The sequence below is a fragment of the Cellulomonas sp. NS3 genome (genome assembly GCF_024757985.1).
Lineage (GTDB): Bacteria > Actinomycetota > Actinomycetes > Actinomycetales > Cellulomonadaceae > Cellulomonas_A.
Genome location: NZ_CP103289.1, coordinates 2,148,193 through 2,169,761 on the forward strand (window position 1 = coordinate 2,148,193; position 21,569 = coordinate 2,169,761).

Annotated in this window: 22 protein-coding genes; 17 read left to right on the forward strand and 5 right to left on the reverse strand. The window is 75.1% G+C overall.

Going from position 1 to position 21,569, the window contains the following annotated elements; all coding sequences use genetic code 11:
* Nucleotides 1-38: 38 nt before the first annotated feature.
* The 7 genes from NXY84_RS09845 (at nucleotide 39) to NXY84_RS09875 (ending at nucleotide 7,924) form a co-directional block, all read left to right on the forward strand.
* Nucleotides 39-1,004 (forward strand): NAD(P)/FAD-dependent oxidoreductase, encoded by a 966-nt coding sequence (locus NXY84_RS09845; protein ID WP_258726898.1) that lies wholly within the window; start codon nucleotides 39-41, stop codon nucleotides 1,002-1,004.
* Between the two features lie 161 nt (nucleotides 1,005-1,165).
* Nucleotides 1,166-1,297, forward strand: coding sequence for a hypothetical protein (locus NXY84_RS09850; protein ID WP_258726899.1), 132 nt, complete (start codon nucleotides 1,166-1,168; stop codon nucleotides 1,295-1,297).
* 556 nt (nucleotides 1,298-1,853) lie between these two features.
* A complete protein-coding gene (gene ald / locus NXY84_RS09855; RefSeq protein WP_258726900.1) occupies nucleotides 1,854-2,972 on the forward strand; it encodes an alanine dehydrogenase in 1,119 nt (372 codons plus the stop codon).
* Between the two features lie 94 nt (nucleotides 2,973-3,066).
* Nucleotides 3,067-3,630, forward strand: coding sequence for a dihydrofolate reductase family protein (locus NXY84_RS09860; protein ID WP_258726901.1), 564 nt, complete (start codon nucleotides 3,067-3,069; stop codon nucleotides 3,628-3,630).
* 37 nt (nucleotides 3,631-3,667) lie between these two features.
* A complete protein-coding gene (locus tag NXY84_RS09865) occupies nucleotides 3,668-4,213 on the forward strand; it encodes a GNAT family N-acetyltransferase (protein WP_258726902.1) in 546 nt (181 codons plus the stop codon).
* A 52-nt stretch (nucleotides 4,214-4,265) separates the two neighbouring features.
* A complete protein-coding gene (locus NXY84_RS09870; protein WP_258726903.1) occupies nucleotides 4,266-6,365 on the forward strand; it encodes a M3 family metallopeptidase in 2,100 nt (699 codons plus the stop codon).
* 161 nt (nucleotides 6,366-6,526) lie between these two features.
* Nucleotides 6,527-7,924, forward strand: a complete 1,398-nt coding sequence (locus NXY84_RS09875) for a M20/M25/M40 family metallo-hydrolase (RefSeq protein ID WP_258726904.1) — start codon at nucleotides 6,527-6,529, stop codon at nucleotides 7,922-7,924.
* A 4-nt stretch (nucleotides 7,925-7,928) separates the two neighbouring features.
* Here NXY84_RS09875 and NXY84_RS09880 read toward each other — a convergent pair whose 3' ends face one another.
* Nucleotides 7,929-8,177, reverse strand: coding sequence for a DUF5703 family protein (locus NXY84_RS09880; protein WP_258726905.1), 249 nt, complete (start codon nucleotides 8,175-8,177; stop codon nucleotides 7,929-7,931).
* A 94-nt stretch (nucleotides 8,178-8,271) separates the two neighbouring features.
* Between NXY84_RS09880 and NXY84_RS09885 the strand changes: the two genes are divergently transcribed.
* Complete coding sequence (locus tag NXY84_RS09885) at nucleotides 8,272-8,589, forward strand: primosomal protein (RefSeq protein WP_258726906.1); 318 nt, start codon at nucleotides 8,272-8,274, stop codon at nucleotides 8,587-8,589.
* Nucleotides 8,590-8,610: 21 nt separating this feature from the next.
* Here NXY84_RS09885 and NXY84_RS09890 read toward each other — a convergent pair whose 3' ends face one another.
* Nucleotides 8,611-9,573 (reverse strand): aldo/keto reductase, encoded by a 963-nt coding sequence (locus NXY84_RS09890; protein WP_258726907.1) that lies wholly within the window; start codon nucleotides 9,571-9,573, stop codon nucleotides 8,611-8,613.
* Nucleotides 9,574-9,636: 63 nt separating this feature from the next.
* On the opposite strand from NXY84_RS09890, the gene NXY84_RS09895 reads away from it, so the two are divergent.
* A complete protein-coding gene (locus tag NXY84_RS09895) occupies nucleotides 9,637-10,527 on the forward strand; it encodes an undecaprenyl-diphosphate phosphatase (protein WP_258726908.1) in 891 nt (296 codons plus the stop codon).
* Nucleotides 10,528-10,608: 81 nt separating this feature from the next.
* Nucleotides 10,609-11,871: a cysteine--1-D-myo-inosityl 2-amino-2-deoxy-alpha-D-glucopyranoside ligase gene (gene mshC / locus NXY84_RS09900; protein WP_258726909.1), complete on the forward strand. Its 1,263-nt coding sequence runs from the start codon at nucleotides 10,609-10,611 to the stop codon at nucleotides 11,869-11,871.
* Nucleotides 11,872-11,903: 32 nt separating this feature from the next.
* Here the strand turns inward: mshC and NXY84_RS09905 are convergent, their stop codons facing one another.
* A complete protein-coding gene (locus NXY84_RS09905) occupies nucleotides 11,904-12,770 on the reverse strand; it encodes a PAC2 family protein (protein ID WP_258726910.1) in 867 nt (288 codons plus the stop codon).
* Nucleotides 12,771-13,073: 303 nt separating this feature from the next.
* Here NXY84_RS09905 and NXY84_RS09910 point away from each other — a divergent pair, with 303 nt between their 5' ends.
* Nucleotides 13,074-13,325 carry a hypothetical protein gene (locus tag NXY84_RS09910; protein ID WP_258726911.1) on the forward strand — a complete coding sequence of 84 codons (252 nt, stop codon included), beginning with the start codon at nucleotides 13,074-13,076 and terminating at the stop codon, nucleotides 13,323-13,325.
* Here the strand turns inward: NXY84_RS09910 and NXY84_RS09915 are convergent.
* Nucleotides 13,313-13,891: a TetR/AcrR family transcriptional regulator gene (locus NXY84_RS09915; protein WP_258726912.1), complete on the reverse strand. Its 579-nt coding sequence runs from the start codon at nucleotides 13,889-13,891 to the stop codon at nucleotides 13,313-13,315. The two genes, NXY84_RS09910 and NXY84_RS09915, sit on opposite strands and share 13 nt — an antisense overlap.
* Nucleotides 13,892-14,042: 151 nt before the next feature.
* Here NXY84_RS09915 and NXY84_RS09920 point away from each other — a divergent pair, with 151 nt between their 5' ends.
* The 3 genes from NXY84_RS09920 (at nucleotide 14,043) to NXY84_RS09930 (ending at nucleotide 16,359) form a co-directional block, all read left to right on the forward strand.
* Complete coding sequence (locus NXY84_RS09920; protein WP_258726913.1) at nucleotides 14,043-14,888, forward strand: SDR family oxidoreductase; 846 nt, start codon at nucleotides 14,043-14,045, stop codon at nucleotides 14,886-14,888.
* Nucleotides 14,885-15,400 (forward strand): VOC family protein, encoded by a 516-nt coding sequence (locus NXY84_RS09925; RefSeq protein WP_258726914.1) that lies wholly within the window; start codon nucleotides 14,885-14,887, stop codon nucleotides 15,398-15,400. Before NXY84_RS09920 ends, NXY84_RS09925 begins: the two co-directional genes overlap by 4 nt.
* Before the next feature lie 215 nt (nucleotides 15,401-15,615).
* Nucleotides 15,616-16,359 carry an HAD family hydrolase gene (locus NXY84_RS09930; RefSeq protein WP_258726915.1) on the forward strand — a complete coding sequence of 248 codons (744 nt, stop codon included), beginning with the start codon at nucleotides 15,616-15,618 and terminating at the stop codon, nucleotides 16,357-16,359.
* Here the strand turns inward: NXY84_RS09930 and NXY84_RS09935 are convergent.
* A complete protein-coding gene (locus NXY84_RS09935) occupies nucleotides 16,356-17,315 on the reverse strand; it encodes a RecB family exonuclease (RefSeq protein WP_258727170.1) in 960 nt (319 codons plus the stop codon). The two genes, NXY84_RS09930 and NXY84_RS09935, sit on opposite strands and share 4 nt — an antisense overlap.
* A 232-nt stretch (nucleotides 17,316-17,547) precedes the next feature.
* On the opposite strand from NXY84_RS09935, the gene NXY84_RS09940 reads away from it, so the two are divergent.
* The 3 genes from NXY84_RS09940 to arc all read left to right on the forward strand — a co-directional run bounded on the left by NXY84_RS09940 (nucleotide 17,548) and on the right by arc (nucleotide 21,567).
* Nucleotides 17,548-18,705 carry a site-2 protease family protein gene (locus tag NXY84_RS09940; protein WP_258726916.1) on the forward strand — a complete coding sequence of 386 codons (1,158 nt, stop codon included), beginning with the start codon at nucleotides 17,548-17,550 and terminating at the stop codon, nucleotides 18,703-18,705.
* A gap of 65 nt (nucleotides 18,706-18,770) precedes the next feature.
* Complete coding sequence (locus NXY84_RS09945) at nucleotides 18,771-19,763, forward strand: tRNA (adenine-N1)-methyltransferase (RefSeq protein ID WP_258727171.1); 993 nt, start codon at nucleotides 18,771-18,773, stop codon at nucleotides 19,761-19,763.
* A 169-nt stretch (nucleotides 19,764-19,932) separates the two neighbouring features.
* Nucleotides 19,933-21,567: a proteasome ATPase gene (gene arc, locus NXY84_RS09950; RefSeq protein WP_258726917.1), complete on the forward strand. Its 1,635-nt coding sequence runs from the start codon at nucleotides 19,933-19,935 to the stop codon at nucleotides 21,565-21,567.
* Nucleotides 21,568-21,569: the final 2 nt, after the last annotated feature.

A 21,569-nucleotide genomic window follows, 5' to 3' on the forward strand; every position in this document is an offset into this window, starting at 1 on the left:
CCGCCGGGACACCAGGCTTGTGCACGGAGGTGGTCACGATGACGACAGGAGAGCCCGCACCGCTCGACGGCCCGGAGTACGACGTCGTCGTCGTCGGGGGTGGCCCGGCCGGTCTCAGCGCCGCGCTCGTGCTCGCGCGCTCGCTGCGCCGCGTCGTCGTGGTCGACGCCGGTGAGCCCCGCAACGCCGCCGCGCACGGCGCCCACGGCGTGCTCGGGCGCGAGGGCATCGCCCCGCTCGACCTGCTCGACGCGGGGCGGCGCGAGGTGCGCGCGTACGGCGGCGAGGTCGTGGCGGGCCGCGCGGCGACCGCCGGACCCACGGCCGACGGTCTGGTCGTGCGGCTCGACGACGGCCGGGTGCTGCGCGGACGGCGGCTGCTCGTCACGAGCGGGGTCGCCGACGAGCTGCCCGACGTGCCGGGGCTCGCCGAGCGGTGGGGGCGCGACGTCGTGCACTGCCCGTACTGCCACGGCTTCGAGCTCCGGGGCCGGCGCCTCGCGGTGCTCGCGACCGACGCGTCGGGACCGCGCGAGGCGCTGCTGCTCGGCCAGTGGAGCACCGACGTCGTGCTGCTGCGCCACAGCGCCCCGGAGCCCGACGACGTCCTCGCCGAGCAGCTCGCGGCGCGCGGCGTCGAGGTCCGGGAGGGCCGCGCGACCGCGCTCGTCGTGCAGGACGACCGGCTCACCGGCGTGCGGCTCGGCACCGGCACGCTCGTGCCGTGCGACGCTCTCGTCGTCGCGCCGCGACTGGTGCCCCGCGACGGGCTGCTCGCCTCGCTCGGGCTCCCGCCGGGGCCTGACGGGGTCGTCGCCGTGGACGCGGACGGCCGGACGGAGGTCGCCGGGGTCTGGGCCGCGGGGAACGTGGTCGACCCCACCGTGCAGGTGGTCGGGGCGGCGGCGGGAGGCAGTGCCGCAGGGATCGCGCTCAACGCCGACCTGGTGCTCGAGGACGTCCGCCGTGCTGTCGACGAGCGACGCGCGGCGGCGGGGCGCTGACGCCGTGCGCGGGCGGTCGGCGGACATGTGCAGGACCTGCGCAGAACCCGGGCGCGGCACGTGACGGACCGGTGGCGGAGGCGTGGCGGGCGCTCGTGTGGCACGGTCACCCGTTTGCCGCGAAGATGTTGCGGCACATGTCATCGGCACCAGGAGCTCTCATGTCTCGAACCGACCGCCAGCAGCAGCCCGCGGCCGTGAGCACGTCGACCGGATCGAGCGCATCGCCGATCTACGACGCGCTCGTGGGCGAGCTGGGTGACCCGGCCACCGCCGGCACCTCGCGCGACTGACGCACGCTCCGTCGACGGACCGGGAACGGGCCCGGTCCGCGGCGGACCACCCGCCCGTGGCACGCCCGGGCGGACGAGCACGGACCGTGGGGGACCGGGGCGCACCGCCGCGCCGGGGTCTCGCACCGGGTCCACCTGCGCCCGGCACGACGCAGCGACCACACCCGGCGGGCGACGGGAATAAAGCCTGGAGCCGGAGCGCTGAGGGTGTCATGATCGGATCTCCCGGTCTGCGCGGCGGTGTCAGCATCCCGCCGCGAAGGATCGGCCCGGACACGGAGAACGCTCCCCTCGTGAGGGGTGGACGGACGTGGTCCGGGTGGCTCGTCACCGACGGCCCCCAAGCAGGCCGGGGCGGTTCAGGTCGCGCGTGAAGAGGACAAGCGGGCGCGACGGACGGTGACGTACAGATGCTGACCGGCGGCGACGGCCCCGGACCTGTGGCTCAGCCCGGGTCCGGGGCCGTCTGCGCGTGAACCCGCGCGCGCACCGACGCCGTCCCGTAACGTCCGGAGCACCGACCCCGCACGTCGAGCGCACCCACGAGGAGCCGTCGATGAGAATTGGTGTCCCCACCGAGGTCAAGAACCACGAGTACCGGGTGGCGGTGACGCCCGCGGGCGTCGACCAGCTCGTCCGGGCTGGGCACGAGGTCGTCGTGCAGTCGGGCGCCGGGTCGGGCTCCGCGATCGACGACGACGACTTCCGCGCCGCCGGCGCACGGATCGGTGCCGACGCCGAGGAGGTCTGGGGGACGGCGGACCTGGTGTGCAAGGTCAAGGAGCCCGTCGCCTCGGAGTACCCGCTCCTGCGGGACGGGCTCGTGCTGTTCACGTACCTGCACCTCGCCGCGGACCGGCCCGCCACGGACGCCCTCCTCGCCGCGGGCACGACCTCGATCGCCTACGAGACGGTCCAGCTCGGCGACGGCAGCCTCCCGCTGCTCGCGCCGATGAGCGAGGTCGCCGGCCGGCTCGCCACGCAGGTGGGCGCCTACCACCTGATGAAGAACGAGGGCGGCTCGGGCACGCTGCTCGGCGGGGTCCCGGGCGTCGCTCCCGCGAGCGTCGTCGTGATCGGGGGCGGGGTCGCCGGCCGGCACGCCGCGGAGATCGCGCTGGGCATGCACGCCGACGTGACGGTCCTCGACGTCTCCCTCCCGCGCCTGCGCGAGCTCGACTCCGAGTTCGCCGGGCGCGTCCGGACGCTGGCCTCGAGCACCTACGCGATCGCGCGCGAGGTGGCGCGTGCGGACCTCGTGGTCGGCGCGGTGCTCGTGCCGGGCGCGCGCGCACCGAAGCTCGTGACCGACGACATGGTCGCGACGATGCGCCCGGGGTCGGTCCTCGTGGACATCGCGGTCGACCAGGGCGGGTGCTTCGAGTCGACGCGCCCGACGACGCACGCCGACCCGACGTTCACGGTGCACAACAGCGTCTTCTACTGCGTCGCCAACATGCCCGGCGCGGTCCCCGTGACGTCGACCCGCGCCCTGACGAACGCGACGCTGCCCTACCTCACGGCGCTCGCGGACCGCGGCTGGCACGACGCCCTCGCGGCCGACCCCGCGCTCGCCCGCGGCCTGACGACGCACGCCGGGACGCTGCACAACACAGCGGTCGGAGCCGCGCACGGGTACGCGGCGCAGCCGGTCGACGCGGCGCTCGCCGGGTGACCGGCCCGTCTCCCGGCCCCACCGTGCACCCGGCACGGCCCGCCCGACGCCCGGCGGGGCGCGTCGTGTCGGTGCCGAGGTGCACGCTGACCGCATGACGCTGACCCGGTACCTCGTCGCGGCGAGCATCGACGGCTACATCACCGACACCGAGGGCTCGCTCGACTGGCTGTTCCAGTTCAACGACACGGAGGGCCTCCTGGCCCACGTCGACACGTTCGTCGCGGGCACCGGCGCGATCGCGATGGGCGCGGCGACGTACGAGTTCATGCTCGGCCAGGGCGGGCCGTGGCCGTACCCGGACCAGCGCACGTGGGTCTTCACGCACCGCGACCTGCCCGTGGCGCCCGGCACCGGCGTCGAGCTGACGCAGGACCCCGTCGAGGAGGTCCACGCGCGCATGGTCGAGGCGGCCGCGGGCCGGCACGTGTGGCTCGTCGGGGGCGGGGACCTCGTGGCCCAGTTCGCGGCGCACGGGCTGCTGGACGAGATCTGGCTCGGCGTCGCGCCGGTCGTGCTCGGCGGCGGCACCCCGGTGCTCCCGCGGCGGCTCACGGGCCGGCTCGAGGTCCTCGGCGTCACGCAGTTCGCCGACGGGTTCCTCGAGCTGCGCTACCGCGTGCCGTCCGGACGCGGGCACGGCACGCGCACGGAATGACCGTGCACGCCACGTGGTGGGCGTGCCAGGGTTCCGCATGGACCGAGTCGAGCTGACCGACGACGTGGTGGTGCTCAGGGCACCGGGAGCCGCGGACGTCGACCGCATCACCGAGCTGTGCCAGGACCCGGACGTGCAGGAGTGGACGGTCGTCCCGTCGCCGTACACGCGCGCGGACGCCGAGGGCTTCGTCGAGCACGTGGTCGACGCCGGGTGGGCGGCGGGCACGGAGCTGACCTGGGCGGTCCGCGACGCGGCGACGGACCGCCTCGACGGCATGGTCGGCCTGTCGCTCGCGCCCGCCGCGTCGGCCGAGATCGGCTACTGGCTCGGGCCGGACGCGCGCGGCCGCGGGGCGATGTCGCGCGCGGTGCGCCTCGTCGTCGACCACGCGCTGCGGCCGGACGGCCTGGGGCTCGAGCGGCTCACCTGGAGCGCCGTCGTCGGGAACACCGCGTCGCTGCGCGTCGCCGAGCGCGCGGGCTTCCGGGTCGAGGGCACGGTGCGCGGTTTCGTCCTGCAGCGGGGCAGCCGGCGGGACGGGTGGGTCGCGACCCTGCTCGCCGGCGACCCGCGACCGTGACCGCGCGCTGATCGGCCGTCCTGCGTCGCACCCGTCGGCGATGATGGACCGCATGACCGACACCACCCTCGACCCGACCAACCCCTTCGCGTGGGCGTCGACCCTCCCGTACGGGCTGCCCGACTTCCGCGCGATCCGCGAGGAGCACCTCCTGCCCGCGATGCTGGCCGGCATGGCCGAGCACCGGGCCGAGGTCGAGCGCATCGCGACCGACCCGGCGGACCCGACGGTCGAGAACACGCTCGAGGCGCTCGAGCGTGCGGGCCGCCTGCTGCACGTGTCCGCGACGGTGTTCTTCAACCAGTCGAGCTCCGACTCGACGCCCGGGCTCGAGGCGGCCGAGGAGCAGGTGGCCCCGCTCCTCGCGCAGCACCACGACGCGATCTACCTCGACCGCCGGCTCTACGCGCGCGTGCGTGCCCTCCAGGAGCAGGTCGACGCGGACGAGCTCACGCTGGACCCGGACACCGCGTGGCTCCTGCACCGCACGGCGACCGCCTTCGTGCGCTCGGGCATCGAGCTCGACGACGCCGCCCAGGAGCGCCTGCGGACGCTCAACGGCGAGATCACCTCGCTCGAGACGGCGTTCGGCCGGATCCTGCTCGCGGGCACGAACGCGGCCGCGGTGCTGGTCACCGACGAGGCCGAGCTCGACGGGCTCCCCGACGACGCGCGCGCCGCGGCGGCGCAGGCGGCACGCGGGCGCGGCCACGACGCAGGCTGGCTCCTCGAGCTCCAGCTGCCGACGCAGCAGGCGCCGCTCGCGATGCTGCGCGACCGCGGGCTGCGCGAGCGCCTGCACCGCGCGTCGGTCGGCCGCGGCGCGACGGGCGACGAGCACGACACGCGCACGACGCTCCTCGCGCTCGCGCGCCTGCGGGCGGAGCGCGCCCGGCTCCTCGGGTACGCGCACCACGCGGCGTACGTCGCGCAGGACGCGACCGCGAAGACGGCCGAGGCCGTCGAGGCGATGCTGGCCCGTCTGGCGCCGGCCGCGGTCGCGAACGCGCGTGCCGAGGCCGCCGACCTGCAGGCCGCGCTCGAGCGCGACGTCCCCGGCGCGACCCTCGAGCCGTGGGACTGGGCGTACTACGCCGAGCAGGTCCGCAAGGAGCGGCGCGCGCTCGACGACGCGCTGCTGCGCCCGTACCTCGAGCTCGAGCGCGTGCTGCACGACGGTGTCTTCCGCGCCGCCGGCGCGCTCTACGGCCTGCGCTTCACCGAGCGCACCGACCTCGTCGGGTACCACCCCGACGTGCGCGTGTTCGAGGTCCTCGAGGCCGACGGCACGGGGCTCGGGCTCTTCCTGGGCGACTTCTGGACGCGCGAGTCCAAGCGTGGCGGCGCGTGGATGAACAACCTCGTCGACCAGTCGACGCTGCTCGGCGAGCAGCCCGTCGTCGTCAACAACCTCAACATCCCCAAGCCCCCGGCGGGCCAGCCGACGCTCCTGACGTCGGACGAGGTCGTGACCCTGTTCCACGAGTTCGGGCACGCGCTGCACGGTCTGTTCTCGGCGGTGCGCTGGCCCTCGCAGTCGGGCACCGCGGTGCCGCGCGACTTCGTCGAGTACCCGTCGCAGGTCAACGAGATGTGGATCTTCGACCCGGAGATCCTGCGCCGGTACGCGGTGCACCACGTGACCGGCGAGCCGATGCCGCAGGAGTGGGTCGACACCCTGCTCGCCTCGCAGCAGGACGGCGAGGGCTTCGCGACGACGGAGTACCTCGCGGCCGCGCTCCTCGACCAGGCCTGGTACCGCCTCGCGCCCGACGAGGTCCCGACCGACGTCGAGGACGTCGTGCCGTTCGAGGAGGCCGCGCTCGAGCGGGCCGGCGTCGCGTTCGCGCCGGTGCCGCCGCGCTACCGCACCACGTACTTCAACCACGTGTTCGGCGGCGGCTACTCGGCCGGGTACTACGCCTACATCTGGTCGGAGGTGCTCGACGCGGACACCGTCGAGTGGTTCCGGGAGAACGGCGGGCTCTCGCGCGCCAACGGCGACCGGTTCCGGGCGGCGCTGCTCTCGCGCGGCGGCTCGTGCGACCCGCTCGACGCGTTCCGCGACCTGCGCGGCCGTGACCCGCAGATCGAGCCGCTCCTCGCGCGGCGCGGCCTGCTCGACGCCGTCCCGCCCGCAGCGGGGGTCTGATCGTCGGAGGGTCGCGCGGGCCGGGCGTGGTGGGACCCTCGCCGGCCCGCGCGCCTCGCCGTCGTCGTGCCTGCGCGCGCCGTGCCGGCGACGATCCGCCGTGCCCCGGGGGACCGCTGCGCCCGCACGGCGCGCCCGGGCGCGCGGGTACCGTGGTGCGCATGCCCACGGTTGCCTCCGCTGCGTCGTCCGAGCCCTCCGACCGCGCCGTGGCGGGGGTCGCCCCGGGCGGCGACGAGCACACCGGCGGCCACCCGACCGCGGAGGACGAGGTCGTCCGGATCTGCCAGGAGCTCATCCGGTTCGACACGTCGAACTACGGCGACGGCTCCGGCCCGGGGGAGCGTGCCGCCGCCGAGCACGTCATGGCGCTGCTCACGGAGGTGGGCCTCGCCCCGGAGTACTACGAGTCGGCCCCGGGCCGTGCGAACGTCGTCGTGCGCCTCGAGGGCGAGCACCGCACGCGTCCCGCGCTCGTCCTGCACGGGCACCTCGACGTGGTCCCGGCGCAGGCGAAGGACTGGAAGATCGACCCCTTCGCGGGCGAGGTGCACGACGGGCTCGTGTGGGGCCGCGGCGCCGTCGACATGAAGGACATGGACGCGATGATCCTCGCGGTCGTGCGGCAGATGGCCCGCGAGGGCCGGCGCCCGGCGCGCGACGTCGTCGTCGCGTTCTTCGCCGACGAGGAGGCCGGCGGCGTCTGGGGGGCGCGCTGGTCCGTCGACAACCGACCCGAGCTGTTCGCGGGCGCCACCGAGGCGATCAGCGAGGTCGGCGGCTTCTCGGTCGACGTCGACGGGCGCCGCGCGTACCTGCTGCAGACGGCCGAGAAGGGGATCGGGTGGCTGCGGCTGATCGCGGACGGTCGCGCGGGCCACGGCAGCCAGGTGACCCCGGACAACGCCGTGACGCACCTCGCCGGTGCGATCGCACGCATCGGGGCCCACCCGTGGCCCCTCGCGCTCACGACCACGGTGCGCGCGCTGCTCGAGGGGGTCGCCGACCTCACCGGACTGCCGTTCGACCCGGAGGACGAGGGCACGGTCGACCGGCTGATCCGCGCGCTCGGCCCGGCGTCGCGGTTCGTCGGGGCGACCGTCCGCAACACGACCAACCCGACGCAGCTGATCGCCGGCTACAAGGCGAACGTGGTCCCGGGGCGGGCGGAGGGCGTCGTCGACGGCCGGTTCGTGCCCGGCACCGAGGAGGACTTCCTCGCCACCGTCCGCGGGCTCGCGGGCCCGCACGTGCGCGTCGAGCACATCCACCGGGACATCGCGCTCGAGGTCCCCTTCGAGGGCGACCTCGTCGACGCGATGGTGGGCGCGCTGCTCGCCGAGGACCCGGGCGCGCGCGTCCTGCCGTACACGCTCTCGGGCGGCACCGACAACAAGTCGCTGGCCCGGCTCGGCATCACCGGCTACGGCTTCGCGCCGCTGCGCCTGCCCGCCGACCTGGACTTCGCGGGCATGTTCCACGGCGTCGACGAGCGGGTCACGACGGACGCGCTGCGGTTCGGCGTCCGGGTGCTCGACCGCCTGCTGCGCGCCGTGTGACGGCTCACTCCAGCGTGTAGTCCAGCGTGCTGCGCACCCGGATGATCTTGCGCCGCAGCCACACTTTGCGTTCGCCGCCGGCGAACAGCAGCGTGCGGGCCAGCTCCCAGCGGCCGTACTCGGCCTCGTCCGTGAGCAGGCGCCGGGCGTCGCCGCGGCTCGTCGTCCGCGGGATCGTCAGCACCCGGTACTCGTACTGGCCGCCCTGCGCGACCCAGTCGCCGCGCACGGACCGTCCTGTCGTCCCTGCCATCGTCACCGCCGTTCTCGCGAGAGACCGGTCCAACGCCCGGGGCGCCCGGACCATTCCCGTGCCATTGTGCACGGCGCGGCGCTACCGTCATGGCATGACCGTCGACCCGCGTGCCGCACTCGATCGCCTGATCGCCGCCCTCGAGGCCCATTACCACGCAGTCGCAGCCCGGCGGGGCGAGGACGACCCCGCCGTCGACGACGCGTACGACATCCTGGCCGACGCCTTCGAGGTGTACGACGACGCGCTCGGGACCGTGCACGGGGAGGCCACGCCGTTCTACCTCGCCGAGGAGGACGACGAGCACGACGACGACGAGGACGACGAGGACGAGCACGACGACGACGAGCACGACGACGACTTCGACGACCTCGAGCCGCTCGCCGGGAGCGTGCAGGCCGACGAGCGGTGACGGCCGGGGTCGGCGCCCGGCTCAGCGCCGCTCGGGGTACCCGAGCTCGGGGGCGCTGACCTCGTCGAGCGCGTGCAGGATCTCGGGCGGCAGGACGACGTCCTCGGCGGCGAGCGACCCGCGCAGCTGCGCGGCCGTCCGGGCACCCACGATCGCCGACGTGACCTGCGTGCGGACGCGCAGCCACGCGAGCGCGACGTCGAGCGGCGTGCGGTCCAGCCCGGCCGCGGCCGTCGCGACGGCCTCGACGACCGCGAGCGACTCCGCCCCGAGATAGGGCTCGACGAAGCCGGCGAGGTGCGGCGACGCGGCGCGCGAGTCGGCCGGGATGGTGCGCCGGTACTTCCCCGTCAGCACGCCGCGCCCCAGCGGGGACCACGCGAGCACCCCGACGCCCATCTCCGCCGCGGCCGGGAGCACCTCGCGCTCGATCCCGCGCTGCAGCAGCGAGTACTCCGCCTCGACCGCGGCCAGGCCGACGTCCTCGCCCAGCAGCGTCGCGGCGCGCGCGACCTGCCAGCCGGCGTGGTTGGACAGCCCCACGTACTGCGCGCGCCCGCTCGTGACCGCGATCCGCAGCGCCGAGACCGTCTCGGTCAGCGGCGTGCGCGGGTCGGGCGTCTGGACGAGCCAGAGGTCGACGTGATCCGTCCCGAGCCGGCGCAGGGACGCGTCGAGCGTGCGCAGCAGCCCGCCGCGCGAGGCGTCGACCACACCGCCCGACGGGGTGCGCCGCACGCCGGCCTTGGTGCACAGCACGACGTCGTCGCGGGGCACCACGCGGTCGAGGAGCGACCCGAGGAGCTCCTCGGCCCCGCCCTCCGCGTAGGAGGCCGAGGTGTCCACCAGCGTGCCGCCCGCGTCGACGAAGTCACGCAGCTGCTCGCTCGCCTCGTGCTCGTCCGTGTCGCGGCTCCAGGTCAGCGTGCCCAGACCCAGGTGCGAGACGCGAAGTCCGGTCCGTCCGAGCTGCCGCTGTTCCATGAGGCGCAAGGGTAATCGGACAGGGGTCCGGCACCGTTAAGGTTGCGCCTCGTGGCATCAGGCATGAGTACATGGGAAGCGATCGTCCTCGGCCTGGTGCAGGGGCTCACCGAGTTCCTGCCGGTCTCGTCGAGCGCGCACCTGCGGATCATCGGGGAGCTGATCGGCTCCGGTGACCCGGGCGCGGCGTTCACGGCGATCACGCAGATCGGCACCGAGACCGCGGTGCTCCTCTACTTCCGGCGCGACATCAAGCGGATCCTCGTCGCGTGGTGGCGCGCCCTGCGCGGCGACCTCGGCACCGACCTGCGCTCGCGGCTCGGCAGCCCCGTCGGTGGACCGGCGGACCTCGACGCGCGGATGGCGTGGTTCATCGCGCTCGGCAGCGTCCCGATCGTCGTCCTCGGGCTCGCGTTCCAGGACGCCATCGAGACGCCCTTCCGCAACCTGTGGCTCATCGCGCTGACGCTGGCCGGCTTCGCGCTCGTGCTCGGCTGGGCCGACGCGCGCGGCGCGAAGCAGAGCCGGCTCGAGGACCTGCGGCCCAAGCACGCCGTCCTGTTCGGCTTCGCGCAGGCGCTCGCGCTGATCCCGGGCGTCTCCCGCTCGGGCGGGACGATCACCGGCGGCCTGCTCATGGGCTACACCCGCGAGGCGGCCGCCCGGTACTCGTTCCTCCTGGCGATCCCGGCGGTGTTCGGGTCCGGGGTGTTCCAGCTCGCCAAGAGCGTCGGCGAGTTCGGCACCGCCGGGACCCCGAGCCTGGGGGCGACCGTGCTCGCGACGATCGTCGCGTTCGCGGTCGGCTACGTCGTGATCATCGCGTTCCTCAAGATCGTCTCGACCTACAGCTACCGGCCGTTCGTGATCTACCGCCTCGCGCTCGCCGCGCTCGTCGTGGTCCTCCTGCTCACCGGCGTGCTCGAGCCGACCGCAGGCGCGCCGGTCGAGTGACCTGACGCCCGCCCGCCACCCGCCGCCACGCACGGGCGGACGGCGGGCGTGGTGGCGCGCCGTCCCGGTTAGGCTTCCGTGGTGCTCACCTGGCCGGCCCCGCAGATCCCCCAGCTCCCCGGCCGAGGCGGCCCCGTCCGCGTGCGGGACACGTCGAGCGGCGAGCTCGTGGTCGCGGCGCCGGGGGAGTCGGCCACGCTCTACGTGTGCGGCATCACCCCGTACGACGCGACCCACCTCGGCCACGCCGCCACGTACGTCGCGTTCGACCTGCTCGTCCGGGCGTGGCGCGACGCCGGGCACCGCGTGCGGTACGCGTCCAACGTCACGGACGTCGACGACCCCTTGCTCGAGCGCGCGGCGGCGACGGGCGTGGACTGGCGCGACCTCGCCGTCGAGCAGACGACCCTCTTCGCGGACGACATGACCGCGCTCGGCGTCGTCCCGCCCGACGCGTACACGGGCGCCGTCGAGTCGATCCCGGCCGTCGCAGGCGCCGTCGAGGCGCTGCTCGCGGCCGGCGCCGCGTACCGCGTCGGCGTCCCGGACGCGTCGGGCGAGGGCGAGGGCGACGTCTACGCGGACCTCGCCGCCGACCCGTCGCTCGGTGGCGTCGCGGGGCTCCCGCGGCCCGAGATGCTCGCCCTGTTCGCGGAGCGCGGGGGAGACCCCGACCGCCCGGGCAAGCGCGACCCGCTCGACCCGCTGCTGTGGCGCGCGGCGCGCCCTGGGGAGCCCGCGTGGGACGGCGGCGTGCTCGGTGCCGGCCGGCCCGGGTGGCACATCGAGTGCGCGGTGATCGCGCGCGACAGCCTCGGGCTGCCCTTCGACGTCCAGGGCGGCGGCTCCGACCTGCGCTTCCCGCACCACGAGATGAGCACGTCGCACGCGCGCCTGCTCGACTCCGGCCACGGCGCGCGCACCCACGTGCACGCCGGGATGGTCGGGCTCGACGGCGAGAAGATGAGCAAGTCGCGCGGCAACCTCGTGCTCGTCTCCCGGCTGCTCGCGCGGGGCGTCGACCCGATGGCCGTGCGGCTCGCGCTCCTCGCGCACCACTACGCCGAGGACTGGGAGTGGACCGACGGCGAGCTCGAGCAGGCGCAGGTCCGGCTCGAGCGCTGGCGCGCCGCGGTCTCGGGCAACGGCGGTCCCGCTGCGGACGCGACGCTCGCGGCGGTCCGCGCGGCCCTGGCCGACGACCTCGACGCACCGGCGGCGCTGCGGTACGTCGACGCGTGGGCCGACCTGTCGATCGCGCAGGGCAGCACCGACGACGCGGTCGAGGGCGCGCCGGGCGTGATCGCGCGCGCCGTCAACGCGCTGCTGGGCATCCGGCTCTAGCGACCCGACCAGCGGCCCGCGGTCGCCCGTGGCTACCCGCCCGTGCCGCGGTCGCGGCGGCGCAGGTAGCGCTCGAACTCCTGCGCGATCGCCTCGCCGCTCGCCTCGGGCAGCTCGGCGGTGTCCTTGGCCTCCTCGAGCTGGCGCACGTACTCGGCGATCTCGGTGTCCTCGTGCGCGAGCTCGTCGACGCCGTGCTGCCACGCCGCCGCGTCGTCGGGCAGCTCGCCCAGCGGGACGGGCTCGCCGAGCAGCTGCTCGAGGCGCGTGAGCAGCGCGAGGCTGGCCTTGGGGCTCGGCGGGTGGGCGACGTAGTGCGGCACGGCGGCCCAGAGCGACAGTGCGCGCATGCCCCGCGCCGCGGCCTCCTGCTGGAGCACGCCCACGATGCCCGTCGGGCCCTCGTAGCTGTTCGGCTCGATCCCGAGCAGCTCGCGCACGTCCGCGTCGTCGCTGGTCGTCGTCACCGGGATGGGGCGCGTGTGCGGGACGTCCGCGAGCAGCGCCCCGACCGTCACGACCGTCCGCACGCCCAGGCCTGCCGCGATGTCGAGCAGCTCGGTGCAGTAGCGCCGCCAGCGCATCGACGGCTCGATGCCGTGCACCAGCACGACCTGCCGCCCCGTGCGCGGCGCGGTCGCCACGGCGACCGCGGTCGTCGGCCACGTGATCTCCCGGCGCCCGTCCGCGCCCGTCCCGACCACCGGTCGGTTCACCTGGAAGTCGTGGTACTCCTCGGGGTCGAGCTCGTCGACCTGCACGGCGCCCCACGACTCGTGCACGTGCTCCAGAGCCTGGGTCGCGGCCGAGCCGGCGTCGTTCCACCCCTCGAAGGCCGCGAGCAGGATGGTCTCGCGGGGCGGGAGGTCGTGGGGACGCTGCTGCTCCTGCTCGGTCATCTGCCCAGCGTAGGGTGCGTCCGCGGCGAGGGCTCGCGACGCACCCGGGGCCGGATCGCGCCTGTGGACGACGGGCTCCTGGCCCGGCGGCGCTGCTGAGGTGGACGCATGACGTCCTCGCCGCCCGTCCTCGCCCGTCCTCGCCCGTCTCGTCCTCGCCGCCGCGCTCGTGGTCCACGCGCTCGGCGGATGCACGTCGGCGCCGGCGGGGCCCGCGGACGGCTCCCGCCGCCTCGACGCGACCATGGCGTTCGGTGAGCCGCGGCTCGTCCTGGACTGCCCGCAGGAGTGGGAGGGCGGGTCGTGCGCCGCGTGCTCGTGCCGCGCGTGCGGTCCGACGGCACGAGTCTCCTGGTGTTCGTGCAGACCACCGGCGCGCACCTCGTCGACACCGCGGCGGTCGTGCGGCCGATTCTCGACAGCGTCCAGGACTACCGGGCGCCGCTCGCGCCGCTGCCCGAGGTCCTCGTCGTGCCCGTGCCGCCGCCCGGGGACGCAGGTGCGCCCACCGCCGGGTGCCCGGCTCCGCCGGCCGTCGCCCGTCAGGCGCCGTAGCGCAGGCCGTCGACCACGAGGTCGAGCAGGCGCCGGACCTGGGCGTCCCACTCGGGTCCGTCCGGCACGAGCCACACGCCGCTCATCGCGAGCATGACGTCCCTCGCGTCGACGTCGGTGCGCACGGAGCCCTCGGCGCGGCACGCGTCGAGCAGCACGGTGAGCGCGCCGATCAGCCGGGTGCGCGTCTGGTCGAAGAGCGGGGAGTCGGAGCCGACCGCGTTGCGCAGCGCGCCGCCGAGCCCGCGCTTGGTCGCCGCGTAGCCGACGAACCTGCGCACCCACTCGCGGAAGCCGTCGAGCGCGGGACCGTCGCCCCCGACGAGGAGGGGCGCGGCGTCGCAGAGCTCCTCGACCTCGTGCCGGTACACGGCCTCGATGAGCGCGTCGCGGTTCGGGAAGTGCCGGTAGAGCGTGCCGATGCCCACGCCGGCGCGCTCGGCGATCGTCTCGAGCGGGACGTCGACGTCCTTGGTCAGGACCTCGGCGGCGACCGCGAGCAGGCGGTCGCGGTTGCGTCGGGCGTCGGCGCGCAGCGGTCGGTCCGCGGCGGGGGTGGTCGGCACAGCTCTCCTCTTGCTAATCGGAGGGTCCTCCGGTTAGTGTCGTCAACGGAAACGGAGGTTCCTCCGTTCCAGGGTACGCAGCCGAGCGCGCCACGTCCACGAGGCGACCGACCGGCGCACCCGTCCAGCCCCAGCACCCCGAGGAGCACTCGTGAAGACCTGGTTCATCACCGGCGCGTCGCGCGGCTTCGGCCGTACCTGGACGCAGGCCGCCCTCGAGCGCGGCGACCGTGTCGCCGCCACCGCACGCACGCGGTCCACGCTCGACGACCTCGTCGAGCGTCACGGCGACGCCGTGCTGCCGCTCGAGCTCGACGTGACCGACCGCGACGCGGCGATCGCCGCCGTCGACCGCGCGCACGCGCACCTCGGCCGGCTCGACGTCGTCGTCAACAACGCGGGCTACGGCCAGTTCGGCATGGTCGAGGAGCTGACCGAGCGCGAGCTGCGCGACCAGCTCGAGACCAACCTGTTCGGCGCCGTCTGGGTCACGCAGGCCGCGCTGCCCCACCTGCGAGCGCAGGGGAGCGGGCACGTGATCCAGGTGTCGTCGATCGGCGGCATCAGCGCGTTCCCGAACATCGGCGCCTACCACGCGTCGAAGTGGGCCCTCGAGGGCCTGACCCAGTCGCTCGCGCAGGAGGTCGCCGGCTTCGGCATCCACGTGACGCTCGTCGAACCGGGCGGCTTCGCGACCGACTGGGCCGGCCCGTCCGCGCGGCACGCAGCGCCCCACCCCGCGTACGACGGCGTCCGGGAGGCCTCCTCCCTCGCACGGATCCAGCGGACCGTCAGCGTCGGCGACCCCGAGGCGAGCGCCGCGGCGCTGCTCGCCGTCGTCGATGCCCCGAACCCACCTCTGCGTGTGTTCTTCGGTGAGGCGCCCCTCGCCATCGCCACCCACGACTACGAGCAGCGGCTCGCGACCTGGCGGGAGTGGGACCACGTGGCCCGGCTCGCGCACGGCACGCCGGCCGCGGCGACGGAGGCACGATGACCACCACGACCACCCGCTCCACGACGGCGGCCCGAGCCGCGTCGGCCACTCGCCCCACGAGCGCCGTCGACCGCGCGACCACCCCTGCCGACGCGCCGACCGCCGCCCGCGCGACACCCGTCGCCGCGGCTGCAGCCTCCGCGACGCCCGGTCCGGCGCCCGCCCCGGCCTTCCACGGGCTCGCCTACGACGCGTTCGACGCGCGGGCCGCCGCCGAGTTCTGGGCCGCGGTGCTCCGCGCCGAGGTCGCCCCGGGAGCGAGCGCGCTCGGTGCGGAGCTGCTGGACGGCTCCGCGGCGGGGATGCCCCGCCTCGTCTTCCGCCAGGTCACGGAGGGCCGCGAGCTGCGCACGCCCGTGCACCTCCAGCTCACGACCGGTGACCTGGACGGCGAGGTCCGCCGGCTCCAGGGCCTCGGCGCGCGCCGGCTCGGCGCGCTGACTGCGGGCGGACGTCGGTCCGTGACGCTCGTCGACCCGGAGGGCAACGCGTTCGACCTCGTCGCGACCTGACCGCCCGCCGGCACGCCCTGCTCCCGTCCGTCCTGCCGGCCCGCGCCGGCAGGTGGGGGACGGGCAGGGCGACGTCGCTCCCGGTGCTGATCCCGTCCGGCCGTCCGGCGGCCGGCTCGTGTGCGTTCGACCACACGAGCCGGTCGCCGTCCTGCGCTGCGGTTAGCCTCGATCGGTGCACCACCGCGGTGTGCGGCGACGATCGGAGCCCCGTCTTGACCTCCCAGCCTGGCAGCGCGAGCGCGAGCCGCACCCCCTCAGCAGCGCGCACGCTGCCCGCGGCGGTCCTCTGGGACATGGACGGCACGCTGATCGACACCGAGCCGTACTGGATGAGCGCGGAGACGGAGCTCGTCGAGGCGCACGGCGGCGTGTGGACCCGCGAGGACGCGCTCGGGATGGTGGGCAGCTCCATGGCGGTCTGCGCCCGGACCCTGCGCTCGCGCGGCGTGGCGCTGCCCGACGAGGAGATCAGCGGGTTCCTCAACGCGCGCGTCGCAGCCGGCGTCGCCGCGGGGATCCCGTGGCAGCCCGGCGCGCGTGAGCTGCTCGACGAGCTCGTCGCCGCGGGGGTGCCGCTCGCGCTCGTCACGTCGTCGTTCGCCGAGCTCGCCGAACCGTTCGCGCGTGCCGTCGGCGTGTTCGAGGTCGTGGTGAGCGGGGACGAGGTCACCCACCCCAAGCCCCACCCCGAGCCGTACCTGACGGCGGCCGCGAGGCTCGGCGTCGACGTCCAGGACTGCGTCGCGGTCGAGGACTCCCGGTCGGGCGTCGCCTCCGCGCACGCCTCGGGCGCGCGGGTGCTGGCGGTCCAGGTGCTCGCGCCGGTCGAGCCGCTCGACGGCGTGAGCATCACCGGGTCGCTGCGCTCGGTGTCCCTCGACGTGCTCGCGGCGATCGGCGGCGGCGAGGTCGTGGACCTGCGCGGCGCCGCGACCGCAGCGACCGCCGAGGGCTAGGCGGGGAGCGGCCCCGAGCCGGTCGCGGCGGCGGGGGAGCCCACGGCCCCGACCGGGGTGCCCACGGCGGGGATGGGGGCAGCGGAGCCGGAGCCCGACGGGACGACGCCGAGCACGAGCTCGACGGCCCCCTCCGGCACCTCGGGCGCCGTGCCGCCGAACGCCGGGCACCGGTCCTTGAACGAGCACCACCCGCACAGCTTCGACGGGCGGGGGCGCCAGTCGCCCGACCGCGCGGTGTCCTCGATGCCGGCCCAGATCGAGCGGACCCGCTGCTCGAACGTGACCATCTCGGCCTCGCTCGGCGCGTGCCGCACGATCTGCTGGTCCCCGAGGTACACGAGCTGCAGGAGCGCGGGCAGCACACCCCGCTCCCGCTGGATCACGTACGCGTAGAAGCGCATCTGGAACAGCGCCGAGCTCTCGAACCCCGGTCGCGGCGAGCGACCGGTCTTGTAGTCGACGACCCGGACCATCCCGTTCGGGGCGACGTCGATGCGGTCGACGATGCCGCGCAGCTGCGGGCCGTCCTCGAGCTGCGTGCGCACCATGAGCTCGCGCTCGCGGGGCTCGAGCCGGTTCGGGTCCTCGAGCGTGAAGTAGGTGTCGAGCAGCGTGCCCGCGCTCGCGAGCCACTCGGTGCGCTCCTCGTCGGAGGTGAACAGCTCCCGGTACGCCGGCGACTCCTCGAGGAGCGCAGCCCACTGGCCGTCGACCATCGCGCGCGCCGCCGCGGGCGTGCGCTCCCCGGCGGGGAGGTCGTAGAGCCGCTCGAGCACCGCGTGGACCAGCGTGCCGCGTGCGGCGGCCGGGCTGGCGGGCTCGGCCAGCCGGTCCACGACCCGGAGGCGGAAGAGCAGCGGGCACTGCAGGAAGTCGTTCGCCCGGGACGGCGACAGCCCGGGGACGGAGCGGCGCTCGGCCGGGGCCGGGACCTCGGTGTCGGTCGGGACGATCCCCGCGGTCTCCGCGTCGCCGACGGTCTCCGTGCCACCGGCGGCGTGCACCTCCCCGACGGTCACGGCTCCCGCGGACACAGCGCCGCCGACGTCACCCGCGACCTCGGCCGGGCCTCCCTCGGGCACGGGGAGCGGCGCGGCGAGGTCGGCCGCGTCGAGATCGGTCAGGTGGGTCGTCACAGCACGAGCGTAGGCGGCCCCACCGACACGACGACCTAGGCTGGCGGGCGTGAGCACCGCGGAGCGTCGGCAGGGCACCCAGGGCTGGGTCGTGGGCCGGGCCGCCGGCGCGCCGGTCGTCGTCACCCCGAGCTGGTTGCTCGCGGCCGTGGTGCTCACCGCGGTCTTCGCCCCCACGATCCAGGCCCGCGCGCCGGAGCTCGGTGGGCTCACGTGGGTCGTGGCCGGCGGGTTCGTCGTCATGCTGTTCGTCTCGGTGTTCGTCCACGAGCTCGCGCACGGCTTCGTCGCCCGGGCCCGCGGCCAGGTCGTCCGCGAGTTCGCGCTGACGCTCTGGGGCGGGCACACCGCGTTCGGCGGTGCCGCGCCGACCCCGGCGACGAGCGCGCTGGTCGCCGTCGTCGGCCCGCTCGCGAACGTCGCGATCGCCGCCGTGTGCTGGGTCGCCGCCCAGGCGGTGCCCTCGTCGGGCCTGCTCGGGATGCTGCTCTGGGCCGGCGCGTTCTCCAACGGCTTCGTCGCGCTCTTCAACCTCGTGCCCGGTCTGCCGCTCGACGGCGGGCGCGTGCTCGAGGCGCTCGTCTGGCGCGTCACGGGCGACCGGCACTCCGGCACCGTCGCCGCCGGGTGGGCCGGCCGCGTCGTGGCCGTCGGCGTGCTCGCGTGGGCGCTCGCCCTGCCCCTGCTCGAGGGCACGAGGCCGTCGCTGCTCACGGTCGGCTGGGCCGGGCTCGTCGGGGCGTTCCTGTGGAGCGGGGCGAGCGGGGCGATCCGCGAGGGGCGCACCGGGCGCCGGCTCGACCTCGTCACCGTGGCGAGCGTGGGGCTGCCGGCCACGGCCGTCCCGGCGGGCGCGACGCTCGCGGACGCCGACCGCGCCCGGAGCGTCGCCGGGGTCGACGACGTCGTGCTCGTCTCGCCCGACGGACGTCCCGAGGCGTACGTCGACCGGGCCGCCGCCGGCGGCGTGCCGTCCGAGCAGCGCGCGTCGACCCCCGTCGCCGCCGTCGCGGTCGTCCTCCCACCCGGTGCGGTCGTCGACGGGACGCTGCGCGGGGCCGAGCTGGTCGGGGCCGTGGGGCAGGCGACCCGCCTCTCGCCCGTGATGGCGGTCGTCGCCGACGGGCGCGTCACGGCGCTCGTCCGGGCCACCGACGTCGTCGCGGCGCTGCGCCACGTGGGCCCGGGTGCCGCGGCGCGCTCCTAGACTCGACCCCTGTGACCCACGAGACGATCCCCCCGACCGCGCCGACGAGCAGCACGGGAGCCGCGATGCGGCGCGGCCCGCTGCGCGAGGGGGACCGCGTCCAGCTCACCGACCCGCGCGGCCGCCTGCACACCATCACGCTGGCCCCCGGCGCGTCGTTCCACACCCACAAGGGGTACTTCACGCACGACGCGCTCATCGGGGCGCCCGAGGGCACGGTCGTCCGGAACACCGCCGGGATCGAGTACCTGGCCCTGCGGCCGCTCCTGAGCGACTACACGCTGTCGATGCCGCGCGGCGCCGCCGTCGTCTACCCCAAGGACGCGGGCCAGATCGTCGCGATGGCCGACATCTACCCGGGCGCGCGCGTCGTCGAGGCGGGCGTCGGGTCCGGGGCGCTCACGATGTCGCTCCTGCGGGCCGTCGGGGACGGCGGTGCCCTGCACTCGATCGAGCGTCGGGAGGACTTCGCCGCGATCGCGCGCGGGAACGTCGAGGCGTTCTTCGGCGCGCCGCACCCCGCATGGACGCTCTCGGTCGGGGACCTGTCGGACGTGCTCCCCGTGGCCTCCGAGCCGGCGTCCGTCGACCGCGTCGTGCTCGACATGCTCGCGCCCTGGGAGAACCTCGACGCCGTCGCGACAGCCCTGGCGCCGGGTGGCGTGCTCATCGCCTACGTCGCGACCACCACGCAGCTCTCGCGCCTCGCCGAGGACATCCGCGCCGACGGCCGCTACACCGAGCCCGAGGCGTGGGAGTCGATGGTCCGCGGCTGGCACCTCGAGGGCCTGGCCGTCCGGCCGCAGCACCGCATGATCGGTCACACCGGCTTCCTGCTCACGACGCGCCGGCTCGCGGACGGGGTCGACGCGCCGCTGCGCCGTCGTCGTCCCGCCAAGGGCGCCTACCCGGACGCCGACGCGGTCGAGGGCGTCGCGAGCGCCGCCGCGGTGCCTGACGAGGCGTGGTCACCCGAGGCGCTCGGCGAGCGGGCGATCTCCGACAAGAAGATCCGGCGCGTGCGGCGCGACGTCGGCCAGGCGCCGACGGCCGACTGACCTGGTCGCCCGCCCGCCTCGGGACGCCCCGGCCGACACGGACGCGCCACCTGGTGGCGCGCCGTGCGAGCGATTGACACGTGTGGTTAGGGTCGCTGCAAGCGCACACCGGCGTGCACCGTGGACGACTGCCAGGGCCCGCCAGGGTCAGGGGACGGAGGCTGACGCGATGACCGACTCGGGAGCACCAGGCCGGGACCTGCAGCGCGAGCTCGCGCTGCTGTCGGCCCGGAACGAACGGATCGCGGAAGCCCTCGTGGCCGCGCGCGAGCAGATCGTCGAGCTCAAGCGCCAGCTCGACGAGCTCGCGAAGCCGCCGGGCACCTACGCCATGTTCCTGTCCGCGCGCGAGGACGGCACGGTCGACATCGTCTCCGCCGGCCGCAAGATGCACGTCGGCGCCAGCCCGACGCTGGACGTCCACCGGCTGCGCCCCGGCCAGGAGGTCATGCTCAACGAGGCCCTCACGGTCGTCGAGGCCGGCGGCTACGAGGAGGTCGGGGAGCTCGTCACCGTCAAGGAGCTCCTCGGCACCGGTCGCGCGCTCGTCGTGGGCCGCGGCGACGAGGAGCGCGTCGTGCGCTTCGCCGGGCAGCTGCTCGAGGCGTCGGTGCGGGTCGGCGACGCGCTGACGATCGAGCCGCGCAGCGGGTTCGTGTTCGAGCGGATCCCGCGCGCCGAGGTCGAGGAGCTCGTGCTCGAGGAGGTCCCCGACATCGAGTACACCGACATCGGCGGGCTCGGGCCGCAGATCGAGACGATCCGCGACGCGGTCGAGCTGCCGTTCCTGCACCCGGAGCTGTTCCGCGAGCACGGCCTCAAGCCGCCCAAGGGCGTGCTGCTCTACGGCCCGCCCGGGTGCGGCAAGACGCTCATCGCCAAGGCAGTCGCGCACTCGCTCGCCGCGACCGCCGCCGCGGCACGCGGGGAGGACGCCGACGAGACCAAGTCGTACTTCCTCAACGTCAAGGGCCCGGAGCTGCTCAACAAGTACGTGGGGGAGACCGAACGGCACATCCGGCTGATCTTCGCCCGCGCCCGCGAGAAGGCGTCCCAGGGCCACCCCGTCGTCGTGTTCTTCGACGAGATGGAGTCGCTGTTCCGCACCCGTGGCACGGGCGTCTCGAGCGACGTCGAGACGACGATCGTCCCGCAGCTGCTCTCCGAGATCGACGGCGTCGAGCGCCTCGAGAACGTCATCGTCATCGGTGCCTCGAACCGCGAGGACATGATCGACCCGGCGATCCTGCGGCCCGGCCGCCTCGACGTGAAGATCAAGATCGAGCGGCCCGACGCCGAGGGTGCCCGCGAGATCTTCGCCAAGTACCTGACCGAGGGCCTGCCGATCCACGCCGACGACCTCGCCGAGCACGGTGGCAGCGCGCGTGCGGCCGTCGACGCGATGATCACCCGCGTCGTCGAGCGCATGTACACCGAGAGCGAGGAGAACCGCTTCCTCGAGGTGACCTACGCGAGCGGCGACAAGGAGGTCCTGTACTTCAAGGACTTCAACTCGGGCGCGATGATCCAGAACGTCGTCGACCGCGCGAAGAAGTCAGCCATCAAGGACTTCCTCGCGACCGGCCAGCGCGGCATCCGCGTCGACCACCTGCTGACCGCGTGCGTCGACGAGTTCAAGGAGAACGAGGACCTCCCGAACACGACGAACCCCGACGACTGGGCGCGCATCTCCGGGAAGAAGGGCGAGCGGATCGTCTTCATCCGGACCATCGTGCAGGGCAAGAAGGGCGCGGACGGCTCGCGCACGATCGAGACCGTCACGAGCACCGGCCCGTATCTCTAGGC

Excerpts from the sequence above, each read along its gene's own strand:
- NXY84_RS09845 (WP_258726898.1), top strand. The coding sequence starts at position 39 with ATGACGACAGGAGAGCCCGCACCGCTCGACGGCCCGGAGTACGACGTC.
- NXY84_RS09850 (WP_258726899.1), top strand. The coding sequence starts at position 1,166 with ATGTCTCGAACCGACCGCCAGCAGCAGCCCGCGGCCGTGAGCACGTCG.
- ald (WP_258726900.1), top strand. The coding sequence starts at position 1,854 with ATGAGAATTGGTGTCCCCACCGAGGTCAAGAACCACGAGTACCGGGTG.
- NXY84_RS09860 (WP_258726901.1), top strand. The coding sequence starts at position 3,067 with ATGACGCTGACCCGGTACCTCGTCGCGGCGAGCATCGACGGCTACATC.
- NXY84_RS09865 (WP_258726902.1), top strand. The coding sequence starts at position 3,668 with ATGGACCGAGTCGAGCTGACCGACGACGTGGTGGTGCTCAGGGCACCG.
- NXY84_RS09870 (WP_258726903.1), top strand. The coding sequence starts at position 4,266 with ATGACCGACACCACCCTCGACCCGACCAACCCCTTCGCGTGGGCGTCG.
- NXY84_RS09875 (WP_258726904.1), top strand. The coding sequence starts at position 6,527 with ATGCCCACGGTTGCCTCCGCTGCGTCGTCCGAGCCCTCCGACCGCGCC.
- NXY84_RS09880 (WP_258726905.1), bottom strand. The coding sequence starts at position 8,177 with ATGGCAGGGACGACAGGACGGTCCGTGCGCGGCGACTGGGTCGCGCAG.
- NXY84_RS09885 (WP_258726906.1), top strand. The coding sequence starts at position 8,272 with ATGACCGTCGACCCGCGTGCCGCACTCGATCGCCTGATCGCCGCCCTC.
- NXY84_RS09890 (WP_258726907.1), bottom strand. The coding sequence starts at position 9,573 with ATGGAACAGCGGCAGCTCGGACGGACCGGACTTCGCGTCTCGCACCTG.
- NXY84_RS09895 (WP_258726908.1), top strand. The coding sequence starts at position 9,637 with ATGAGTACATGGGAAGCGATCGTCCTCGGCCTGGTGCAGGGGCTCACC.
- NXY84_RS09905 (WP_258726910.1), bottom strand. The coding sequence starts at position 12,770 with ATGACCGAGCAGGAGCAGCAGCGTCCCCACGACCTCCCGCCCCGCGAG.
- NXY84_RS09925 (WP_258726914.1), top strand. The coding sequence starts at position 14,885 with ATGACCACCACGACCACCCGCTCCACGACGGCGGCCCGAGCCGCGTCG.
- NXY84_RS09945 (WP_258727171.1), top strand. The coding sequence starts at position 18,771 with ATGCGGCGCGGCCCGCTGCGCGAGGGGGACCGCGTCCAGCTCACCGAC.
- arc (WP_258726917.1), top strand. The coding sequence starts at position 19,933 with ATGACCGACTCGGGAGCACCAGGCCGGGACCTGCAGCGCGAGCTCGCG.